This is a genomic window from Novosphingobium sp. EMRT-2 (assembly GCF_005145025.1).
Lineage (GTDB): Bacteria > Pseudomonadota > Alphaproteobacteria > Sphingomonadales > Sphingomonadaceae > Novosphingobium.
In genome coordinates this window covers 690,657-711,083 of the sequence record NZ_CP039697.1, presented here as the reverse complement: position 1 = coordinate 711,083, position 20,427 = coordinate 690,657, and the positions used below count along the sequence as shown (strand labels likewise).

Genomic DNA, 20,427 nt, shown 5'->3' with positions numbered 1-20,427 from the left:
CCCTCCGTCACAGCCGGTATCCGTCCTGCCGTTCGTCGGTCCAGCGGCGCGCCTTGTAGGCAAAGCCCTGGAACTCGGCGCGCGGCACCTCGCATACGTCGACCCACATGTTGCTGCGCTCCTTGATCGCGTTGCGCACCGACTGGAGCAGCCGCTTGCGCTCGTCGGCGGAAAGACCCGTCTGGTGGTCGGCCACGGCGATCTTCACCTCCACCTCGGTCTTGCCGTCGCGGGTGTAGACACGACCCTTGTATTCGCCCACTTCCGGGTGCGCGAAAACCGCCGCGTCGAACATCGTCGGCCAGACGTTGTTGCCGCGGATCTTCATCATGTCGTCGAACCGGCCGATCGTGCCGCATTCGATCGCGTTCCACGCGCCGCCGCCGCATTCCTGCCAGGGCACGAAGCGCGCCGCGTCGCCGGTGCGGAAGCGCACCACCGGGCTGCCCTCGACCGACAGGTTGGTGACGACCATCTCGCCCTGTTCGCCGGGCTTCACCGGCAAACCCGTGGCGGGATCGACGATCTCGACCAGATGCTCCCATTCGAACAGGCGGATTAGCCCGCGCTCGCCCCCAGAAGCAGAGCCGCTGCGGAACACCCCGGCAGACGCCGTCGACCCGCCGAACCCGTTGAGCTGCGTGGAGCCATAGCCTTCCTGCAACCGGCAGCCCCAGTGTTCCTCGATCTTGGCCGCCCATTCCAGCGGATAGCCTTCTGCGGCGATGAACAGGCCGTGCATTCCCGGAAATGCCTCGCGCGGAGTGATCCCACGTGCCAGCAGTGCCTCGGTCAGCGTGTGGAGATAGTTGGTCGAGGCATAGATGAACCGGAGCCCACCGAGCTTCAGCATCAGGTCGATCTTGGCATCGGTGGAGGTGTTGCCGCCGACGTGGAAGCCGGTGGCGCCCAGGATGCGGATTGCCTCGCCCGGCCCCCAGCCCCCGGTGGTCATGCCGCCCGCCGGCACGCAGTTGATCGCGGTATCGCCCTGGCGCAGCCCAGCCATGAACCACGGCAGCGCATGGAGATAGCCCAGCATGTGCACGTCGCGCTGGGTGCGGCCATAGATTTCCTGGCCCTGTCCCGAGGTGCCGCTGGTCATGCTGATATGCACGACATCCGCGCGATCGACGCCGAGCCGCGTACCGAACGGCGGCGCGGCCTGCTGGTCCTCGAGGAAATCCGCCTTGGCCGAAGAGGCAAACGCCTTCGAGAACCGGTCAAGGCTGTCGACGACGCCACCCTGCAGCCCACCCGCATCCATCCTGGCGCGATAATAGGCGCTGTTGGCATAGAGCCGTTCGCACAGCGCCTGAACCTTGCGAAGCTGGTAGGCTTCCAGGTCCGCGCGCGTGGCCTGCGCGAAGCGGCGCAGCAGCGGCGAGGCGGCGAAGGGATCGTCGATCGCGGGCGAAGCCATGGTTACCCCTTCGCCGGGCGGAACGCCGGCAGCGTGATCTCCGGCGTGACGCGGTTGTAGACGATCTCGACCGGCATTCCGGCGCGCACATCCTCCGGCGCGATATCCACCAGGTTGCCGGTCATGCGGCAGCCTTCTTCGAGCGCGATCAGCGCAACGACGTAGGGCACCTCGTCGGCATAGACGTCGCGCGGGACCGGATGGCGCACCACGATCCAGCTGAACACCGTGCCCTTGCCGCTTGCCTCCACCCATTCCGGGCGTTCGAGCGATCCGGGGCTGAACGTCACCGGCGGGAACAGATATTCGCCGGCCGACGAACGCTGGAGCATCAGATGGCCTTCGCGCATCCCGTCCCAGAACGGCGTGCTTTCGGGATCGGGAACCGGCAGCGGCTTGGCATAGGCAGTGGGTTGAAACATCGATCAGTTCCTCAGGATCATGGCGCTGCCGCAGGTCATCGCCCCAGCGGTGGTGAGTGCGATCTCCGCGCCTTCCACCTGGCGCACGCCGGCCGTGCCGCGCAGCTGCTCGACCGCCTCGGTCACGTGGTTGAAGCCGTGGATATAGGCCTCAGACAGCAGGCCGCCGTGGGTATTGAGCGGCAGTTCGCCACCCGGGGCGATGCGGCCGTCCATCACGAACGGGCCGCCTTCGCCTTCCTTGCAGAAGCCCAGGCCTTCCAGCGCCATCAGCACGCTGTAGGTGAAGCAGTCATAGATTTCGGCAACATCGACGTCCTTCGGACCGATGCCGGCGCTGCCCCACAGATCATGGGCCAGGTACTTGAAGCAGTTGTGCGAATGGCTGGGCCAGCGGATCGCGTCGAACAGGTCGTCGCCCTGCGTCGGTCCGCCGCCGTAGGCGCCGCCCATGATATAGACCGGCTTGTGCCGCAGATCGCGCGCGTGTTCGGCCGCGGTGATGACCACCGCGCAGGCACCGTCGCTTTCCAGGCAGATGTCGTACATCCGGAACGGATCGACGATGAAGCGCGAGTTGTAGTAATCGTCCTTGCTCATCGGCGTGCGCTGCATCGCGCGCTCGTTCCGCACCGCGTTGGCGCGGAAGGTGGTGGCAATCTCGGCCCAGTGTTCCTCGGTGGTGCCGTAGTCGATCATGTGGCGCCGCGCCCACATCGCCATCGCCTGCGGATACGTAATCCAGCCCAGCGGGGCTGTGTATTGGGTGACGCCGTAGGCCGACATGTCGCGTCCGCCGCCGAGGCGGAAGCCCGAACGGCCGTTCATCGCGCGGAAGCAGACTACATTCTTGGCCAGCCCCGCCTCGATCGCGGCGGTGGCGGCCAGCGTGATCAGGTTCGCGCCGTTTCCCCCAGCGGCATAGTCGACCGCATAGCCGGCGTTCTCGATGCCCATCTCGGTGGCGACGCCGATCGCGGGCGCGCTGTCGTTGAAGTTGAAGCTGACGATGCCGTCGATATCGCCGACGGTCAGCCCGGCGTCCTCGATCGCCTTGAGGCAGGCTTCGGTCGCAAGGCTTCGCACCGTGCGGCCGGAGAACTTGCTGTATTCGGTGTTGCCGATCCCGGCGATCGCATACTTGTCGCGCAACTTGTACATGTGGTCAGTCTTCCTTCCGCGCGCCAAAGTTTGGCGCACGTTTCTCCTTGAAGGCCATGAGGCCCTCGGTGGCGTCGGGTTCGGTGGTGGCGTAGCGGTGGACGAACGCGATCTCCTGCCGCAGGCCTTCCTCGTAGGGCGTATCGAGCGTCATGTTGGCGAGGCGCTTGGCGCCGGCGAGGCCAACCGCACTCTTGGTCGCCATGCCCGCGATCCACGTTTCGGCCTCGGCGAGAAGGTCGGCGTCGGGCACGACTTTCGTGACCAGCCCCCACGCCTCGCTTGTCCGCGCATCCAGCAGTTCGCCGGTCAACATCAGGTGCTTCGCCCGCAGCAGGCCGATCGCGCGGGGCAGCCGCTGCGACCCACCGGCGCCGGGCAACTGGCCGAAGTTCAGATGCCCGTCGCCGATCCTCGCGCTTTCCGCCGCGATCGCCATGTCGCAGGCGAGCAGCAGTTCGATCCCGCCCGCGACACAGACTCCGTTGACCGCCGCGATCCACACCGCCCGCGCCTGCTCGATGCCGGTCAGCATCGCGTGGAAATCGTCGAGAAACGCCTGAAACGCGGGCGGATCACGATAGAGCCGGACATACCCGTCAAGATCGCCGCCAGCCGAAAAGCTGCGTCCCTCGCCGGTCAGCAGCACGAAATCGATGCCCGGCTCGGCCTCGATCCGCGCAACTACGGCCTTCAGTTCCTTGACCGTGGACCAATCGAGCGGGTTGAGCTTGTCCGGCCGCGCCAGCGTGACGCGGGCGATGCGGCCTTCCAGGGCGAGTTTGATGTTCTGGTATGTCATGCCGGCACCGCCCAGCGCTTCTTCGCATCGGCGGCGAGTTCGCCCTTGGCGACCTTGCCGCCCGACGAGCGCGGCAGGTCGTCCATCAGGACGAGATATTCGGGGAACCATTCGCGCGAGACGCCGCGTTTCGCGAGGTGCGCGGTGATCTCTTCCAGCGCCACCGTCTGCCCGGGGCGCGGGGCGACATAGATGCACACGCGCTCACCGAACACCGGGTCGGGCGCCGGGACGGCGGCAACCAGGGCCACCGCGGGGTGCGTCGCCACCTCCGCCTCGATCGCGGGCGCGGACAGGTTCTTGCCGCCGCGAATGATGAATTCGGACGTGCGGCCAACAACGCGCAGATAGCCGTCGCCATCGACCTCGACGATGTCGCCCATGAGCATCCAGCCGTCCGGGGTGAACAGCCTGGCATTCGCCTCGTCGTCGTCCCAGTAGCCGAGGCAGGTGGCCGGCCCCTTGCAGGCTGGCTGTCCGCGTCCTTCCACCTCCGCACCGGTGGCGGGATCGAACAGACGCACGCCCATCTCGGGGATGACCTGGCCGGCGGTGGTAAGGCGGCGGTCGCGCGTGTCGGCGGCGGTGGTGTGGCTGAGCGCGCCGGTCTCGTTCGAGCCATAGAACTGCAGCACGGCGGCGCCGGTCACGTCCTCGAACTCCGCCGCGCGCCGATAAGGGACCGCCTCGCCACCGGTGAACATGCACTTGAGCGACGAGAGATCGCGCGGACGTTCCGCCTGTTCGTTCAGCAGCATGATGAACTGGGTGGACACACAGCACAGCACCGTCACCCGCTCGCGCGCAATCATGTCGAGCGCTGTGCCAGCATCGAACTTCGGCAATACCACCGTGGAGCATCCCAGCGCGGCGGGCGAGAAATGCGACGTCCACAGGCCGAAGCCGAACGGCATCGGAACAGCCCCGAGGAACACCTCGCCGTCCCCGAACCGTCCCGCTTCGGCCGCAAGGCGGTGGAAATAGAACCACCGGTTCTGCGTGTGCATCACGCATTTGGGCATGCCAGTGGTACCGGAAGTGGAATTGATGAGAAACAGCGTGTCGGGATCGCCGACCGGGAACGGCGCGTGATCGGCAACGGGGCCGTCGCACCAGCCGGGTTCGGCAATCAGATCGGGCAACACCAGTGTGTCGGCAAGCGGCGCACCCTGTCCGCGCACCGCAGCAACCAGTTCTTCCAGCGAGCGATCGCGCTGGCGCGCGTGCGCGATCAGCAGCGTGGCACCGGTGCGCTTGAGCAGGTGCGCCACCTCGGCCACGCCCGCGCGCGCGCCGATGCCGACCGCAACCATGCCAGCGCGCTCGACGCCAAGCAGCGCGGCGTGGACCGCCGGTCCATCGGGCAACAGCACCGCGACGCGCGCGCCGGGCGCCAGGCCGCGTCCGGCGATCAGCGCGGCGATCCGCGTCGCCGCGCGATCATAGGCGCGCCAAGTGCAGTGGCCTTCCGGAGTGATCCAAGCGACAGCATCGGGCCGCGTCGCGGCGAGTTCGGCGATGCGGGCGGACAGCGTCCGGTCGCTCCACCAGCCGGCAGCGCGATAGCGCGCGGCATCATCCGGATCGGCGCGCAACGAGCGGGCGATCTCAAGCGGCTTCACTGCGCGCCTCCTGCTGCAGCGGTACCGCGTCGAAGGTACGATCCGGACCCAGCGGCGCGGAAAGCATGTGCTCAGCCACGCGCGCGCGGTGAAAGCCAGGCGTGCCCCACGCCTGCCCCAGCGCCAGCGCCCGCTTGAGCACGAAATGCACGTCGACCTCCCACGAATAGCCCATCGCCCCGTGGACCTGTACGGCGGCATGGCTGGCCGCGTCTGCGGCGGCCTGCGCGGCAAGCTTGGCATGGCTGACCCGGGCGCGGGCGAGCGACGAAGCGGGCAGCGCCGCCGCCGCCAGCACCACCGGCCGCGCAAATTCTATCTTCACCTGCGCCGACGCCAGATGGTGCTTCACCGCCTGGAACGACCCGATCGGCTTGCCGAATTGCTGACGCTCCTTCGTATAGGCCACGGAAATATCGACCGCGCGCTGCGCCAAGCCCAGCAATTGCGCCGCCGCCAACAGCGCACCCCGCTCCAATGCCGCCTCCCACAGCGCGGCGCCACCGGTGCGCGTTGCGGGCGCGGGCTTCCAGTCCACGCGGAACAGGCGGCGGAAGGGATCGATGCTGTCCTGCCGCACCAGCGTTACCGCAGCACGCGGCACCAGATGCATCGCATCCCCATCCGCCAGCAACAGCGCTTCGGCGGTATCGGCATCGGCGACGAACGGGTTAACCGGATGGCCGACCGCAACGGTGCCCGCCGGAACGTCGCGCCCGGCCGCCACCAGCGCCGGCACGGCGATGCCCGCGTGCTCCACCAGCGGTTCGGGCAGCGCGGCATGGCCGCAGGCGATCGCGACCAGCGCCATCTCGACCATCCCCAGCCCGCTGCCGCCGCGCGCTTCCGGCGCGAGCATCAGCGGCAGGCCCATCGCCTCGATCTGCGCCCAGCGCCCGGCATCGCGCGCCGCGCCACTTTCCAGCAATCGGCGCAAGTCCGCGCCGCTGCAGCAATCGTGCAGCAAAGCGCCGACGGCTTCGGCCAGCATCGTCTGTTCGTCGGTCAGGCGGAAGTCCATGCCATCACCTCGGTAGGCCGAGCATCCGCTCGGCGATGATGTTGCGCTGGATTTCGTTGGCGCCAGCATAGATCGGACCGGCCAGCGAGAAGATGTAACCGTCGAGCCAGTCGCCCACATCGGCGGAAGCATCGGGCGCGGCGGCGGTCAGTTCCGCCTCGGCACCGAGCAACGCCAGCGCGGTCTTGTGCAGGTCGAGATCCAACTCGGACCAGAATATCTTGTTGGTGCTGGTTTCCGGCCCGATCGTCCCGCCGGCCATCAGCCGGCTGGCGGTGGCATAGATCGACAGCGCATAGGCATCGGCGTCCATCCACGCCTGCGCCACCGCGGCACCCAACGCCGGATCGGCCGCGCCAGCGCGCGCGCGGTACAGATCGACCAGCTTCGCCGCCGCAACCTGGAATCGCGCCGGGCTGCGCAGCATCAGCCCGCGCTCGAACCCGGCGGTGGACATGCACACCGCCCAGCCCTGCCCTTCGTCGCCCAGGCGGTTCGCAACGGGCACGCGCACGTTATCGAGGAACAGCTCGGCGAAGACGGGCTTTCCGTCGAGGCGCTGGATCGGCCGCACGGTGACGCCCGCCGCATCGAGCGGGAACAGGATCAGCGACAACCCCTTGTGCCGCTCGCTGCCCGGCGCGCGGAAAAGGCCGAACGCCCAGTCCGCATGGACCGCGCGCGAGGACCAAATCTTGTGACCAGACAGGACGTAATCATCGCCATCGCGAACGGCGGTAGAACGCACGCCGGCCAAGTCGCTGCCCGCGCCCGGCTCGGACCAGGCCTGCGCCCAGATATGGTCGCCCGCCGCCATTGCCGGCAGGAACCGGGCCTTCTGCTCGGGCGTGCCGTATTCGATCAGCGTCGGGCCTAGCAGGAAGATGCCGTTCTGGTTGACCCGCCCCGGAGCACCCGCGCGATAATATTCCTCCTCGAAGATCAGCCAGCGGATCAGGTCGAGCCCGCGCCCGCCATATTCGACCGGCCAGGTGACCATGCCCCAGCCGCCCGCGTGCAGCGTGCGCTCCCACTGGCGATGCGCTTCGAAGCCTTCGCGCGTGGAATCGAAATCGGGAAGCGGTTGCGCGGGAACATGCGCCGCCATCCAGCGCCGCACTTCGACGCGGAAGGCCTGCTCCTCGGGCGTATAGCGAATGTCCATGGTCAGAACGCCGCCGCCTTGCCGGTATCCACGAAGGCATCGCGCGCGCGCTGGCTGTCCTCGTGAAGATACATCTCGAGGGTGAAGCCCTGCTCGAAGCGATAGCCATGATCGACATCGCGCGGCTCGATGCCGTTCAACGCTTCCTTGGCCGTGACCAGCGCCTTGCGGCTCTTGCCCGCGATCACCGCGCAGAACGCCCGCGCTTCCGCGACCAGGCTTTCACGCGGGACGACCTTTTCGACCGCGCCAAGGCGCCAGGCCTCCGCCGCGTCTATCCGGCCGCCGGTGAAGAACGCGGCCCGCACTTTCTGCAGGGGGAACATCCGCATCAGGTGGCTGGCCCCGCCCATCGCGCCGCGATCGACCTCGGGCAGCGAAAAGAACGCGTCATCGGCCGCGATCACCACATCGGACGCGCCGCAGATGCCGATGCCCGATCCGATGATGAAGCCATGCACCGCGCTGACCACGGGCACCTCGCACGCGCGCACCGCCTGGAACGTGCGGAAATTGCCGCGATTGAGCGCCACGATCCGTTCGGGATGCGCTTGCATCTCCTTGATATCCACGCCGCCACAGAAGCCGCGCCCTTCCGCGCGGATCAGCACGCAGCGCACGTCGGGATCACGCCCCATCGCGGTCACGATGTCGGGCACTTCGTTCCAGGCCGCGCTGCCCAGCGCGTTCACGGGCGGATGATCGAAAATGATCTCGCCGATACGGTCGGCGACATGGATTCGGACCGGCATCAGGCGGACATCCTCAAGTGGTTGGGGCTCAAGGGCGTGGGGTCAGGCGACAGCGCGGCCAGCCGCGCGCGCGCGTCATGTTCGATCGCAGCGAGCAGGTCAGCTACCGAGGGGAGATCGGAAAGGCGCCCGGCGACCTGACCGGTGGCCATCAGCCCAGCCTCACTGTCACCCGATACCACAGCGCGCTGGATCAGCATCGGCGCGGCGGCAGCACGCATCGCCTGCGCGAGCGTCAAGCCGCCGTGCACACGCATCCCTTGCGCCGCGCGCAGGATTTCGCCCCAGGATGCGCCGGTGGCACGCTTAATCGCAAGGCCAGCGGAGACCGCGTTGCGCCATGAGGCCAGCGCGCCGCCGACGGCCAGGCGGGTCAACGCCTTGTTGCGGATCATCCGCTGCGGCAGACCATCCACCGTGCGCGTAACCTCGATGTCGTCGGTCCCGGCGGCAAGGTAGCGCTGCTTGACCGCGTCAGGCACCGGGCTCTCGCGCGTCATCAGGAAGCGCGTGCCCATGGCCACGCCGGCCGCGCCCCAAGCCAGCGCCGCCGCCAGCCCACGTCCGTCGGCGAAGCCTCCGGCGGCAACGACGGGAATGCCCACGCTGTCGAGCACCTGCGGTAGCAGCACCGTGGTCGCCACCGCACCGGTGTGCCCGCCGCCCTCGGCGCCCTGCACCACAACCATATCCACGCCCAGTTCGGCCATCTTGCGCGCGTGCTTCACCGCGCCCACCGTCGGCACACAAAGGATACCCGCATCGCGGAAGCGGGCGATCATCTTCGCGTCCGGCCCCCGTCCGAAGCTCACCGCCCGCACCCGATCGCGGTTGGCGACGATGATTTCCACCAGATCGGCCGCGCCCGGCTGGAACATATGGAAGTTTACGCCGAACGGATGCGCAGTCAGGCCGCACAGCACCGCGATCTTGTCGGCCGCCTCGCCCGGCGTCATCACCGCCGCGCCCAGGAAGCCGAAGCCGCCCGCCTCCACCGTCGCCGCGACCAGCGCCGGCTCGGCGATCCAGCCCATCGCGGTCTGGATCACCGGCAGCCGGCAGCCGAGCAGCGCGGCAAGAGGCGTGGCGAGCGGATCGGTCATGCGCCCGCCTTTTCGCCCGCCTTGTTGTCCGCCGCCGCGCTCTTGCCGGTGACGCCGCCCAGCGCGTGACCGGTGACGAGATCGTTCTGCGCATGGGCGAAGTGGTGCATGTGGAAAGCGGCATCCATGGCGGAGCGCTTGCCGCGCAGGTCTTCCACGTGATTCACCGCCTGTTTGGTAAGCCACATGCCCAGCGAGGCCTGGGCCGCAAGCTTCGCCGCCATCGCCGTGGTCGCCTGCTCCAGTTCGTCGCGCGGGACGACGAGGTTGACCATGCCGAGATCATAAGCGCGCTGTGCCGGCATCCGATCGCCCAGCAGCAGGAATTCCTTGGCGACGCGGGGCGGCAGCTCGAACGCATGCGCAAAGTATTCGACACCCGGAATGCCCATCAGGCGCGAGACCGGGTCCTGGAAGAACGCATCGTCCGAAGCGACGATCAGATCGCACACCCAGGCCAGCATCAGCCCGCCGGCAATGCACGCGCCCTGCACCATCGCGATGGTGGGCTTGGTCACATCGCGCCAGCGCCGGCACATGCCGAGATAAACTTCCTGTTCGCGGGTGTAGAGCATCTCGGCGCCGGGGCGGCCGACGTGATCGGGCAGCAGGTGCGCGCGATCGAAGCTGCGCGCCACATCGCGCCCGGGGGTGCCGATGTCGTGCCCGGCGCTGAAGTGCTTGCCGGAACCGGCCAGCACGATCACCTTCACCGCGGGATCGTCGACCGCGCGCCGGAACGCCGCATCGAGCGCGTAGGTCATCTGGCTATTCTGCGCGTTGTTGTAGCGCGGCCGGTCCATCGTGATCCACGCCGCGCCGTCGCGCACATCGTAGCGCACCGGGGTGTCCGTCTCGTAGGTGATTTCCGCCGGGCTCATCGCCACGCTCCTGTTCCTCTCTCGCCTCTATCAATCATTGCAATGTTAAAGGAGGTCAACATCGGGGACGATAGCTTCGCGGCAAGCCTGCGGTGCTTTGCCGCGATCCCTCGGCCGCCAGCCGTCACATGGCGCGAACGGACGCGGGACGAACGGCGGCAGGATTGCCCTTGATCAGACCGGCACGAATATTGTGCGGATCAAGCCGCGCGATAATGGCCAGCGCTGCGGCATCGGGCAGAGGCGTTTCGCCCACGCCCTGTTCGAGCACGGCAAGGTCGAAACCGGTATTGTCCCGCACTTCCTCCATCGGCACGCCGGGATGGAGCGAAACAAGGCGGATCGCGTGATCCGGGCCGCCGAAGTCCATCACACACAGGTTGGTCACGATCCGCCGCAAATCGAGCCGGTGCGGCTTGCGGCCATCCAGCCAGCGCGCCGGGTTGTATCCGGCGGAACAGACGAAATCGACTTCGCCTTCCACCAGCGCGCGGCGGTTGTGCTGCGGGAAGAAGAAGCTGTTGGGGTGCGATATGCTGTTGCCCGGAAAGCCGCGCGCGCCCAGCAGCGCCGCCTTGGGCCGGGCGTGATCGCCGATCACGCTGATGTTGGTCTGCCCGAAGCGATCGATCTGGACCGGCGCGACCAGCGCGTGCCGGCGCCCGCCCCACAGGTTGTCGAACGTGCGGGCATAGGGCGCCCAGCCTTCCACCACGGGACCGCCATCGCGCGGGCCGATCGGCGCCGGTTGTTCGAGCAGCATGTTCTCGCCGTCGGTGATCATCAGGCGCGGGTTGAACGTCAGCTTGGCGAGGCTGGCGCCCAGGCGCGGGATCGGCGTGATACCCGTCGCCAGCCATTCGGGATCGTCGCGCCAGACTTCGGCGCACTGCGCCACGAGCAGGTCGGCCAGGGTGGCGGTGGTTTGCGTCATCGGCCGGGTCTCCTCAATAGACCGGCGCGGGAATGGCGCGGATGGCATCCGCCCCGCCCACCGCCGCGAGATAGGCGCCCTCGTCCGCCGCGACATAGCGCTGGCGATAGGCATCCCACGCCTCGCCCTCGGCGGCCGCGTAGGCCTTGAGGTGCGCGAGATCGATCTGGTAATCGGGCGCCGCGCTGGTGGGATGCGCACCGAACGGCGCCTGCGCCACGCCGCTGATCAGCGACCGCTCGACCAGGTGGTACCGCGCGTTGCCGGGCAGGCCCAGGTCCGCCGTGGGTACGATCTGTTCGGCGGTCACGAAGGTCCGACCGGCCGCGCGGGCCATCAGTTCGTCGAAGAACGGATCGGGCGAAAGCGTCAGCACGTTGCCCTTCTCGTCGGCGCGATGAACGTGCAGCAGCGCCACGTCGGGCTTGATCGCGGGCATCGCGATCAGCGTTTCGCCATCGTCGTAGGGGCTCTTCACCGTCCGCAGGCGCGGATCCTCGGCAATCGCGGTGCCGATGCCGACGCGGGTGGGCAGGAACGGCAGACCCATCGCCGCCGCGCGCAGACCCCAGTGCAGCATGCCCTCGTCCATTTCCCACACGTCCAGCCCCGCCTGGCGCGCGGCCTTGAAATGCGGCTCGATCGGAATGTGATCGAGCGAAACGAACGCGAACACCAGCCGGCGGAGCTTGCCGCAGGCGGCCAGCATGCCGACGTCTGGCCCACCATAGGCGATCACGGTCAGGTCCTTCAGCCCCGAGCGCGCGATCGCGCGCACCAGCGCCATCGGCTTGCGCCGCGTGGCCCAGCCGCCGATCGCGATCGTCATTCCATCAGCCAGTTCCGCCACGATGGCGTCCAGCGGCATCCTCTTGTCGAGCATCTCGTTCTATCCGGCACGCGCGGGGCCAGCCACCCGTTCCGCCTGGGAACGGGCGCCAGGCCCCGTCACGGTTGCAAGGCGTCTGGCGATCAGGCGGCGGCGAGCGCCGGCTTGCCTTCCGCCTTGGCGAGCGCTTCCGCGTCGAAACCGTAGAGCTTCTCGGCATTGCCGTAGAGGATCGCGGCCTTGGTCGGCGCGGGCACGCCCGACATCGACGCCTGGATCGTCCGCCAGCTGTAGGGATAGTCCGCGCTGATGTGCGGATAGTCGGTGGACCACAGAACACGCTCGGGGTTCATGTAGTTCAGGTTGTTGAGGCCGAAGCTGTCGGTCATGTACCCGAAGTAGAAATGCTCATCGATATATTCGCTGGGCAAACGCTTCAGGCCGAATTGGTTGACCTTTTCCAGCCGCTGGTAGTTGTTGTCGATCTGCTCCTTGACGTAGGGCACCCAGCCGAAATCGACTTCGGCGAAAGCGACCTTGAGGTTCGGGAAGCGATCGAACACGCCATTGAACACGAACTCGATGCAGCGGTTCGGCGCGTCGAAGAAACGGCCATAACCGGGCAGCTTGGCCTTGTGCGGGCTCGGCTTGTAGATGCCGAGCGCGACGTGGATGTTGAAGCTGACGTCGCGTTCGTGGATCGCGGCCCACAGATAGTCATGTTCCTCGGTCATGACCGTCGTGCCGGTGGGATAGGCCTGCGCCATTACCGCGCGCATGCCGGGGCGCCCAAGAACGCGCTCCATTTCCTTGACGGCGACTTTCACCCCGCCCCGGTTGGGCAGATAGACGAGGCCGCAGAAACGCGCCGGATCATAGGCGACGTACTCCGAAACCCAGTCGTTATAGGCCTGCACGGTGGCAAGGTGCAGTTCCTCGTCTTCGATCAGCGCGATCGCGGCCTGAATCGATGGAGTCGGGTACATGACTTCGGCGGTCACCCCGTCGCGGTCCTGTTCCTTGACACGCTCGGCCGGATCCCAGCCGCCCTTGCGCATATCGTCGAAGCGCATCCAGGCCTTCATGTCCTCGGGCGGCAGTCCGGCGCAGGCGTTCCAGCCAAAATTGCGCGGGCCTTCCAGCCCTTCGAAGATCCAGCCGTCCCCTTCGGGGAAACTTTCCATGCGCGGAACGCGGTCCTTGAACTTCTGCGCCACCCGCTTGGTGAAGAGGTCACCGGGTTCGTTGAAATGACTGTCAGCGGAAATCAGCTTGGAACTCCCCAAAGGCATTTTCATCTCCTATACATTTCTATCTTTAATATGATAGCAAACAGACGCGAGGGGTCAACGGGTGACGGCAGCCTTCGCGCAATCAGATCGCTCGAACGGTGTTGCGGAAACGCGTGCTCCAGCCGCCGATCAGGACCGCGATCAAGATCAGCGCTGCGCCCACCACCATGAAGGTGGCGTGGATGCCCAGCGTCAGGCGGACGGGCGCCGTGATCAGCGGATTCAGGAAATGGCCGAGGAACAGCGAGGACTGGACAAGTCCGATCGCCGAACTGCGCTTGGCCGGATCGGTCCGGTCCAGAATCCGGTTGAGGAAAAACGGAATGGTCCAGCCCGCGCCCACGCCCTCGATCACCACGCACAACAGGATGATCTCGTAACTGGGCGCCAATCCAGCGCCGATGAAGCCGGCGCCCATCAGCGTCGCCGCCACCACCAGCGTCCAGGGGCCAAGGCGGGCATAGACAAAGCCGAAGGCGAAAGCCGACAGGATGGAAATCGTGGAACTAAGCGCCGGAACCCGCGAGACCAGCACCGCGCTGGTGATCCCGTTCTCCTTGAGCAGGAACGGCATCTGGAACGAGGGCATCGTGTGGCCGATGGACATCACCAGCGAAAGCAGCAGCAGCGGCCAGAGCTGCCAGACCGAGAACCGTTCGCGCGAAGACGGGATCTGCTCAAGCCGGATCGGCTGGTCAAAGGCAAGAAACGCCAGCAGCAGCATGATGCCGGGCAGCAGGAACATGATACCGGGCGCTCGCCAGCCGTAATGCTGCGCCAGCCAGCCGCCCAGCAGCATCGTCGCGACCGTGCCGATCGACGAAATCGCCTGGCGAAATCCGATGAGCTTCGATCGCGCCGCGCCGGAGAACTGCGCGGCCAGGATGCTGGTCATCGAAACGTCTGCGACCACAGCGCTGAATCCCAGCACGAAGCGGCTGGCCAGCAGCAGAAAGTAGTTGTGCACCACAAGCTGCATCAATCCGGCAAGAGTGCAAACCCCCAGCGCCAGAAACATCGTGGTGCGCAGATTGCGATTCGAAACGATCATGCCGGCCATGAGGCCCGACACCGCCATGCCCACCGGGGCCAACGTGACCACGAACTGCGCGGACAGAACCGAATCACCCGCGCCGCCGAACTCCGCAGCAATTAGTTGCAACGCCGGGACCACCGAGGTGAACGCCAAGGCCGACTTGATGCCGCCCGTCAGGAGAATCACGATAACCAGCCAACGCCGCCACGCGGGAAGGTCGGTTGCGGACGATGACGCCGGCATATCCTGAACGACGCCCGATATCACGGCCATTGGCATCAACTCCCGATCATTATGGTGTCACGATAGCATCGGCTTGCGGCTGGCACCGTTCCCGATGAAGCATCTGTTGCTTGCCGAGCCTGCATCAATGCTGCCCGTTCGAGCAAGCATGGGCGCGGCAGCCCTGTGTCGTTCAAGCCAACGTCGTGCCGCCATCGACCGTCCAGACCGCACCTGACACGTAGGAGGCCGCCGGACTGGCGAGAAAATGCGCCACGCGGGCGATCTCATCGGGATCACCGATTCGCAGATGATCCGCCTTGAAGGCCCGCCCGGCCATGGCCCCGTCCGCGATCGCTGCAAGGCGCGCTTTCGCGGCTTCGGTCAGGACCGGGCCTGGCGCGACCGCGTTGACGCGTATGCCATATGGCGCCAGTTCCACGGCGAGCACGCGAGTCAACGCCTCTATGCCGGCCTTCGATGCGGCATAGGCAGCCTTGCCGGGGGTGGACCGCTGCCCCTGCACCGACCCGATATTGACGATGGCCCCGCCCCGGCCGCCATCGCGCATCCTTCGCCCGGCAAGCTGGCCGAGACGCATCGTGCCTTTCAGATTGACGTCCAGCAAAGTGTCCCAGTGCTCCTCATCGAGATCGAGCGCGGGCGCGGACGGAAAAATGCCCGCGGCATTCACCAGGATATCCGGGAAGTCGGCCCCGAGAAGATCGTCGAACGCGCGTTGCAAACCCTGCCAGTCGGAGACATCCACGGTCGCGGTACCGCGCGCTGAAAGATCGTCACCGGCACGCTTCACCGCATCAGCGTCGCGGTCAAGCAGCAGCAACGTTGCGCCCGCATGGGCTAGGTGGCGGCTGATCGCACGGCCGATGCCCGACCCCGCCCCGGTCACGATCGCGCAACGGCCTGCGAGCCGGGCGCAATCGGACAGCCACGGTGACGGGTCCGGCGTCTTGCTGGCAGGCGAAGCCGCCGGATCGCCTTCCACCCGGGTCAGAGCTCCACGCCCAACGCCACGCCATAATAGCGCGGGCGGTTGAACGTACCGGCCATGATCGCCCCGAAGTCCGAAGCAAACGTGATGTAGCGGTTGTTGCTGAGGTTTTCGCCGAACACCTGTGCCCGGAACTTGCGGCCGTTGGATTCGAAATCCCACATCAGGCGGGCGCTGAAATTGTCCTCGCGGCCAAAGAGCGGAACCTGGGCGGTATTCGGCGCTTGCGAAATCAACGTGTAGCTCGGCGAATTGCTTTTGCCGGTGTAATCGCCGCGCAGCGTAAAGCCGCCGATCTTGCCGGTATCAATCCGGTATTGTGCGCCCACGTGATAGGTCCAACGCGGTACGTTGGCAAACTTTGCCTGCGACGCGACGTTCGTGGGCACGCCGCCCACCGCCAGAATGTATTCCTGATACTTGGGATCGACGTGGCCCAGATTGCCGTCCATCCGGAAATTGCCGAACACGACCTGGCCTTCCACCTCGAAACCGCGATAACGCGCCTTGCCGGCGTTGGTCAGCGAATTGGTGTTGGTGGCGATATTGTAGCCGTTGACCTGCAGGTTGTCATAGTCGGTCTGGAACACCGAAACGTTGAAGCGCAGGTGCCGGTCGAACAGATCGCTCTTGAAACCTGCTTCGTAGCTGATCGCTGTTTCCGGTCCAAAGGGCGGCGCGCCGACGGTCGGGGCATTGTATCCGCCCGACCGGTAAGCCGAAGAGGCACGAACGTAGGCCATGACAAGGGGTGAGACACGGTAGCTGATCGAGCCCAGCCAGCCGACATTGTCCCATTTGTCCTTGCGCGATTGCGCCGCAGTGGTGGTCGTGGTCGTGCGCGAAACGGTATTGGAAACGAGGGACTTCTTGTCTTCGGTGTAACGGACGCCACCGACGACCTCGAGCTTCCCGTCCGCGAACGAAGGCTTCCAGCCGACCTGCGCGAAACCGGCGTAGGACTTCGAATGGATCGCATAGATCGTCGTGCGGTTGAGGCGCACGGCCGTGGTTGCGGAGAGCGGCGAATTCAGGATGGTGGTGAGATTTTCCCTCACCTTCTCATCATAGTAGTAGAAGCCGACCAGATAATTGAAATCACCGAGATTGCCGAGCAGCTGGAGTTCCTGCGTGAACTGCTTCTGATGACCTGGGTTATAGGGCGTGACATGGGCGCTGACCGGTTCGATATTTTGCCCGGCGACAACCGGATTCACCACGAAACCCCGCGTCGATCCGCCACCGATGTTGGCGTGGAGATCCTGGTCGATGCCCGTGTACCCGGTAATCGACTTGATCGTGAGCGCGGGGCTGACGGCGTAGGTGAGGGTCAGCGCGCCGCCATAGCTCTTGGCGACGGAGCGCCCGTCCGTGCGCGGATCGCGATACGTGTAGTCCCGCGGCCCCACGCCGATCGGGAACGGCAGGCCATTGGCGGTTCCCGAGTTGCGGAAATAGGTTCCGCCCACCGTCGTGGCCGCCAGAGCCTCCCATCCCGTGTAGGATTCGACGTTGTTATAGCGACCACGCAGATCGACCGTCAGCTTGCCCAAGTCGCCCTGGACCGCCGCTCCGAAGCCATAGCTGTAAAGCGCGCCGCCCCACTTCGAAGGCGAATAGTTCGGCGTGCGCACCCATCCATCGCGGCTGTGAGCCTGTGCCGACAAGCGCACCTTGAACGGCGAATTGCCGATACGCCCCAGTTGCGCCACCGCCGATGCGGTAACCTCGCTGCGCGAACCAATCGAGAAATCGGCTTTCAAGCCGGCGTCCTCGCTCGGCGCCTGAGTCGTTAACACAATCGCGCCACCGGTAGTGTTGCGACCGAACAGCGTTCCCTGCGGCCCGCGCAGCACTTCCACGCTGGCGATATCGGGAAGATCGAACGTGTTGCCGCTCGGACGCGGCGTATAGACGCCATCGACGTAAATGCCGACGGCAGGTTCCACGTAGAGTGCGGTCGACAGCGTGCCGATGCCACGAATGTAGATCGCGGGAGAGTTGCCGCTACCACTCGCCTGGGTGATGCGCAGGCTGGGCGCAAGCTGGGTAATGCCCTCCAGCCGGACGATATTCAGCTCCTTGAGCTGCTGCGACGAGATGGCGCTGATCGAGAGTGGCGTGTCCTGCGAACGCTCTTCGCGGCGGCGCGCGGTAACGATGATGTCCTGAATGCCCGTGCCGGCGCCTTCGGCGGATTCCTCCGCCCCGGCGGGCGATGCACTCGCCCCTTCCGGCGCGGCGAAGGCAATCCCCGGCAGTCCCAGCACAATCAGGGCGGCACTTCCGCCTAGCAGGCGGCCCCGTCGTCCCAGCGCGATACGTCCAGTCGATCCCGAATAGGCACCCTTCACCGCAACTCTCCCATGCCATTTTTTATATGATCAGCATTTAAAGGGCACGGTTCGAACCACAAATCTCGTTGAAGCACATTAGCGTTTCCCAACGGGCATCAACCATGTTCCAAAGGCATCCCCAGCCGACCAATCCTGGCCCGGTTTGCAGAGTGCGGGCAAATTCAGCCATCCGCAACAGGTGTAGAAGGCTATTTCCTAAAGAAATTCTCTGTCAGCCAGATTCCTGATGGACGATCCGGCGAAGCGAAGCGCGGCCCGAAAACCATTGTCACCCGCGACAACAGCGATCGGGACGTCGCTTGACGATCCCTTTTATTATATAAATCATAAATATGAATAAGCACGACATCTGAACGCGCATAACCCTGTCATACCGGGCGCGTTCCACTGGCCCGTCCGGAGCCCGAGGGCTCCGGCGGTTCCAATTCGAGGCTCTGTCGGCGCTCAGCCGCCGTAAAACACCTTTTCGCCGAGATCCTTCATCTCGAGCACGGCGGCATCCGCGCGGCCTCCGGGTTCGCGCATCACCATGGCTTCGGTCACCTCGGCGATGACCAAATGGTGATCGCCTTCTTCCACCACCGTCACCAGCTTGAGCTCCACGGCCGCGGCCGCGCTTTCCAGAACCAGCGCGCCATTGCCCGCGGCGCGAACGCTCTCGCCCGAAAGCTTGCCGTCCACATAGTCGGCCGGCTTGAAGAACGTGAACGCCGCGCCCTGCTGCCCCTTGCCCAGGATGTTGAGCACCGCAACGCCGGTTGCCCGGAACGCCGCATAGGAACCCGAATCCGCCTTGACCGCCAAGGCTACCAGAGGCGGTGCGAACGAGGTCTGCGTCACCCAGTTGACCGTTGCCGCGAACGGTGCACCGTCGGCATCGCTCGTGGTCAGCACATAGATGCCGTAGGGGATCATCCGCAGCGCGGTTTTCTTTGCGATTTCATCCATAACCGTACTCCTCACCCGGTCATCTTCCTGCGGTGGTGCCGCCCGGAAGTCACGCGGGCAAAGCGCCATAACGGCCGGCGGCGAGCAATTGCCGGTTCGTCATCGCAGCGATCCTGGATGCGTATTCGACAGCGTGCGGGCCGCGCGGCACTGCCCCCAACCGGCCTCCCGCCACGCAATGGCATGGACGGGGACGGCGCAAGGGGCACTTATGGACTTTGATATATCCCCCCGGCAACGCGAATGGCGCGAACGGGTCAGGGCCTTCATGGCCGCGCACGTCCTTCCAGCGCAAGACCGCTACAAAGCTGAACTCGCGGAAGGAGCGACGCGCTGGAAGGTGCTGCCGGTCATCGAAGAACTGAAAGCGCGGGCGCGGGCCGGAGGGCTGTGGAACCTGTTCCTGCCGCCCAACCCGGCGCATGATACCGATCTTTACCACGGTGCTGGGCTGTCCAATCTCGATTATGCCCTGTGCGCCGAGGAAATGGGCAGGGTGCCGTGGGCATCGGAAGTGTTCAACTGTTCCGCGCCCGATACGGGCAACATGGAACTGCTGCATCGCTATGGTACGGCCGAACAGAAATCGCAGTGGCTCGGCCCCCTGATGGCGGGCGAAATGCGCTCCGCCTTCGCGATGACGGAACCCGATGTCGCCAGCTCCGATGCGACCAACATCGCCACGCGGATCACGCGGGACGGAGAAGATTACGTCATCAACGGGCGGAAGTGGTGGATTTCCGGCGCGGGCGATCCGCGTTGCAAGGTGCTGATCGTGCTGGGCCTCAGCACGCCGGATGCCCCCCGGCACCAGCAGCACAGCCAGATACTGGTACCGGTCGACGCCCCGGGTTTGACCATTGGACGCGCGCTGTCGGTCTTCGGCTATGACGATGCGCCGCACGGCCATTGCGAGATCGTTTTCGACAATGTCCGCGTGCCGGCCACCAACATGATCCTGGGGGAAGGCCGCGGGTTCGAGATAGCGCAGGGCCGCCTCGGCCCCGGGCGCATCCATCATTGCATGCGCGCGATCGGCCTTGCCGAGATGGCGCTGGACCACATGGTTCCCCGGCTGCTGTCGCGCACGGCTTTCGGCAAGCCCATTGCTGAGCAGTCGGTATGGGAGCAGCGCGCCGCCGCCGCGCGTACCCAGATCGAGATGACGCGGCTGCTGTGCCTGAAGGCGGCGGACATGATGGACAAGGTGGGCAACAAGGCCGCCCAGCGCGAAATCGCCATGATCAAGGTCGCCGGGCCGGACCTTGCGGTCAAAGTGCTGGACGACGCCATTCAGGCCCATGGCGGAGGCGGCGTCTCGGAGGATTTCCCGCTGGCTTCGGCCTACGCGCTCGCGCGGACGCTGCGTCTCGCCGACGGGCCGGACGAGGTCCATAACCGCGCGATCGCCCGGCTGGAGTACAAGAGCTTCCGCGCCTGAACCG

At 66.0% G+C, this 20,427-nt stretch carries 18 protein-coding genes; 1 reads left to right on the top strand and 17 read right to left on the bottom strand.

Annotated features, from left to right (window positions below):
* Window positions 1-7 precede the first annotated feature (7 nt).
* From FA702_RS21100 to FA702_RS21020, 17 genes are all read right to left on the bottom strand, one after another.
* Complete coding sequence (locus tag FA702_RS21100; protein ID WP_136958025.1) at window positions 8-1,423, bottom strand: phenylacetate--CoA ligase family protein; 1,416 nt, start codon at window positions 1,421-1,423, stop codon at window positions 8-10.
* Window positions 1,424-1,425: 2 nt separating this feature from the next.
* Window positions 1,426-1,845, bottom strand: coding sequence for a Zn-ribbon domain-containing OB-fold protein (locus tag FA702_RS21095; protein ID WP_136958024.1), 420 nt, complete (start codon window positions 1,843-1,845; stop codon window positions 1,426-1,428).
* Between the two features lie 3 nt (window positions 1,846-1,848).
* Window positions 1,849-3,006 (bottom strand): acetyl-CoA acetyltransferase, encoded by a 1,158-nt coding sequence (locus tag FA702_RS21090; RefSeq protein WP_136958023.1) that lies wholly within the window; start codon window positions 3,004-3,006, stop codon window positions 1,849-1,851.
* A gap of 4 nt (window positions 3,007-3,010) precedes the next feature.
* A complete protein-coding gene (locus FA702_RS21085; RefSeq protein ID WP_168196181.1) occupies window positions 3,011-3,808 on the bottom strand; it encodes an enoyl-CoA hydratase/isomerase family protein in 798 nt (265 codons plus the stop codon).
* Window positions 3,805-5,430, bottom strand: coding sequence for a class I adenylate-forming enzyme family protein (locus FA702_RS21080; RefSeq protein ID WP_136958021.1), 1,626 nt, complete (start codon window positions 5,428-5,430; stop codon window positions 3,805-3,807). Before FA702_RS21080 ends, FA702_RS21085 begins: the two co-directional genes overlap by 4 nt.
* Window positions 5,417-6,451 carry an acyl-CoA dehydrogenase family protein gene (locus FA702_RS21075; protein WP_136958020.1) on the bottom strand — a complete coding sequence of 345 codons (1,035 nt, stop codon included), beginning with the start codon at window positions 6,449-6,451 and terminating at the stop codon, window positions 5,417-5,419. Before FA702_RS21075 ends, FA702_RS21080 begins: the two co-directional genes overlap by 14 nt.
* Window positions 6,452-6,455: 4 nt before the next feature.
* Window positions 6,456-7,616 (bottom strand): acyl-CoA dehydrogenase family protein, encoded by a 1,161-nt coding sequence (locus FA702_RS21070; RefSeq protein WP_136958019.1) that lies wholly within the window; start codon window positions 7,614-7,616, stop codon window positions 6,456-6,458.
* Window positions 7,617-7,618: 2 nt separating this feature from the next.
* The gene (locus FA702_RS21065; RefSeq protein ID WP_136958018.1) at window positions 7,619-8,368 is read right to left on the bottom strand and encodes an enoyl-CoA hydratase family protein; all 750 of its coding nucleotides are present in this window, start codon (window positions 8,366-8,368) and stop codon (window positions 7,619-7,621) included.
* Entirely contained in the window at window positions 8,368-9,471 is a 1,104-nt protein-coding gene (locus FA702_RS21060) for a nitronate monooxygenase family protein (protein WP_136958017.1), read from the bottom strand. The genes FA702_RS21065 and FA702_RS21060 overlap by 1 nt, the downstream gene beginning before the upstream one ends.
* The gene (locus tag FA702_RS21055) at window positions 9,468-10,352 is read right to left on the bottom strand and encodes an enoyl-CoA hydratase (protein ID WP_136958016.1); all 885 of its coding nucleotides are present in this window, start codon (window positions 10,350-10,352) and stop codon (window positions 9,468-9,470) included. The genes FA702_RS21060 and FA702_RS21055 overlap by 4 nt, the downstream gene beginning before the upstream one ends.
* A 124-nt stretch (window positions 10,353-10,476) precedes the next feature.
* Window positions 10,477-11,286: a CoA-transferase subunit beta gene (locus FA702_RS21050; RefSeq protein WP_136958015.1), complete on the bottom strand. Its 810-nt coding sequence runs from the start codon at window positions 11,284-11,286 to the stop codon at window positions 10,477-10,479.
* Between the two features lie 13 nt (window positions 11,287-11,299).
* A complete protein-coding gene (locus tag FA702_RS21045; RefSeq protein WP_136958014.1) occupies window positions 11,300-12,169 on the bottom strand; it encodes a CoA transferase subunit A in 870 nt (289 codons plus the stop codon).
* 89 nt (window positions 12,170-12,258) lie between these two features.
* Window positions 12,259-13,407, bottom strand: a complete 1,149-nt coding sequence (locus tag FA702_RS21040; protein WP_168196180.1) for an amidohydrolase family protein — start codon at window positions 13,405-13,407, stop codon at window positions 12,259-12,261.
* 82 nt (window positions 13,408-13,489) lie between these two features.
* Window positions 13,490-14,716: an MFS transporter gene (locus tag FA702_RS21035; RefSeq protein ID WP_168196179.1), complete on the bottom strand. Its 1,227-nt coding sequence runs from the start codon at window positions 14,714-14,716 to the stop codon at window positions 13,490-13,492.
* A gap of 142 nt (window positions 14,717-14,858) precedes the next feature.
* A complete protein-coding gene (locus FA702_RS21030; RefSeq protein WP_168196178.1) occupies window positions 14,859-15,671 on the bottom strand; it encodes an SDR family NAD(P)-dependent oxidoreductase in 813 nt (270 codons plus the stop codon).
* A 5-nt stretch (window positions 15,672-15,676) separates the two neighbouring features.
* Window positions 15,677-18,031 carry a TonB-dependent receptor gene (locus FA702_RS21025; protein WP_136958010.1) on the bottom strand — a complete coding sequence of 785 codons (2,355 nt, stop codon included), beginning with the start codon at window positions 18,029-18,031 and terminating at the stop codon, window positions 15,677-15,679.
* A 447-nt stretch (window positions 18,032-18,478) separates the two neighbouring features.
* A complete protein-coding gene (locus tag FA702_RS21020) occupies window positions 18,479-18,982 on the bottom strand; it encodes a flavin reductase family protein (RefSeq protein ID WP_136958009.1) in 504 nt (167 codons plus the stop codon).
* A gap of 211 nt (window positions 18,983-19,193) precedes the next feature.
* Between FA702_RS21020 and FA702_RS21015 the strand changes: the two genes are divergently transcribed.
* A complete protein-coding gene (locus tag FA702_RS21015; RefSeq protein ID WP_136958008.1) occupies window positions 19,194-20,423 on the top strand; it encodes an acyl-CoA dehydrogenase family protein in 1,230 nt (409 codons plus the stop codon).
* Window positions 20,424-20,427: the final 4 nt, after the last annotated feature.

What these genes read in the sequence shown, in the direction of transcription:
- FA702_RS21065 (WP_136958018.1), bottom strand. Translation starts at nt 8,368, where the DNA reads ATGCCGGTCCGAATCCATGTCGCCGACCGTATCGGCGAGATCATTTTC.
- FA702_RS21020 (WP_136958009.1), bottom strand. Translation starts at nt 18,982, where the DNA reads ATGGATGAAATCGCAAAGAAAACCGCGCTGCGGATGATCCCCTACGGC.
- FA702_RS21085 (WP_168196181.1), bottom strand. Translation starts at nt 3,808, where the DNA reads ATGACATACCAGAACATCAAACTCGCCCTGGAAGGCCGCATCGCCCGC.
- FA702_RS21070 (WP_136958019.1), bottom strand. Translation starts at nt 7,616, where the DNA reads ATGGACATTCGCTATACGCCCGAGGAGCAGGCCTTCCGCGTCGAAGTG.
- FA702_RS21040 (WP_168196180.1), bottom strand. Translation starts at nt 13,407, where the DNA reads ATGCCTTTGGGGAGTTCCAAGCTGATTTCCGCTGACAGTCATTTCAAC.
- FA702_RS21050 (WP_136958015.1), bottom strand. Translation starts at nt 11,286, where the DNA reads ATGACGCAAACCACCGCCACCCTGGCCGACCTGCTCGTGGCGCAGTGC.
- FA702_RS21055 (WP_136958016.1), bottom strand. Translation starts at nt 10,352, where the DNA reads ATGAGCCCGGCGGAAATCACCTACGAGACGGACACCCCGGTGCGCTAC.
- FA702_RS21075 (WP_136958020.1), bottom strand. Translation starts at nt 6,451, where the DNA reads ATGGACTTCCGCCTGACCGACGAACAGACGATGCTGGCCGAAGCCGTC.
- FA702_RS21095 (WP_136958024.1), bottom strand. Translation starts at nt 1,845, where the DNA reads ATGTTTCAACCCACTGCCTATGCCAAGCCGCTGCCGGTTCCCGATCCC.
- FA702_RS21100 (WP_136958025.1), bottom strand. Translation starts at nt 1,423, where the DNA reads ATGGCTTCGCCCGCGATCGACGATCCCTTCGCCGCCTCGCCGCTGCTG.
- FA702_RS21015 (WP_136958008.1), top strand. Translation starts at nt 19,194, where the DNA reads ATGGACTTTGATATATCCCCCCGGCAACGCGAATGGCGCGAACGGGTC.
- FA702_RS21035 (WP_168196179.1), bottom strand. Translation starts at nt 14,716, where the DNA reads ATGGCCGTGATATCGGGCGTCGTTCAGGATATGCCGGCGTCATCGTCC.
- FA702_RS21045 (WP_136958014.1), bottom strand. Translation starts at nt 12,169, where the DNA reads ATGCTCGACAAGAGGATGCCGCTGGACGCCATCGTGGCGGAACTGGCT.
- FA702_RS21090 (WP_136958023.1), bottom strand. Translation starts at nt 3,006, where the DNA reads ATGTACAAGTTGCGCGACAAGTATGCGATCGCCGGGATCGGCAACACC.
- FA702_RS21060 (WP_136958017.1), bottom strand. Translation starts at nt 9,471, where the DNA reads ATGACCGATCCGCTCGCCACGCCTCTTGCCGCGCTGCTCGGCTGCCGG.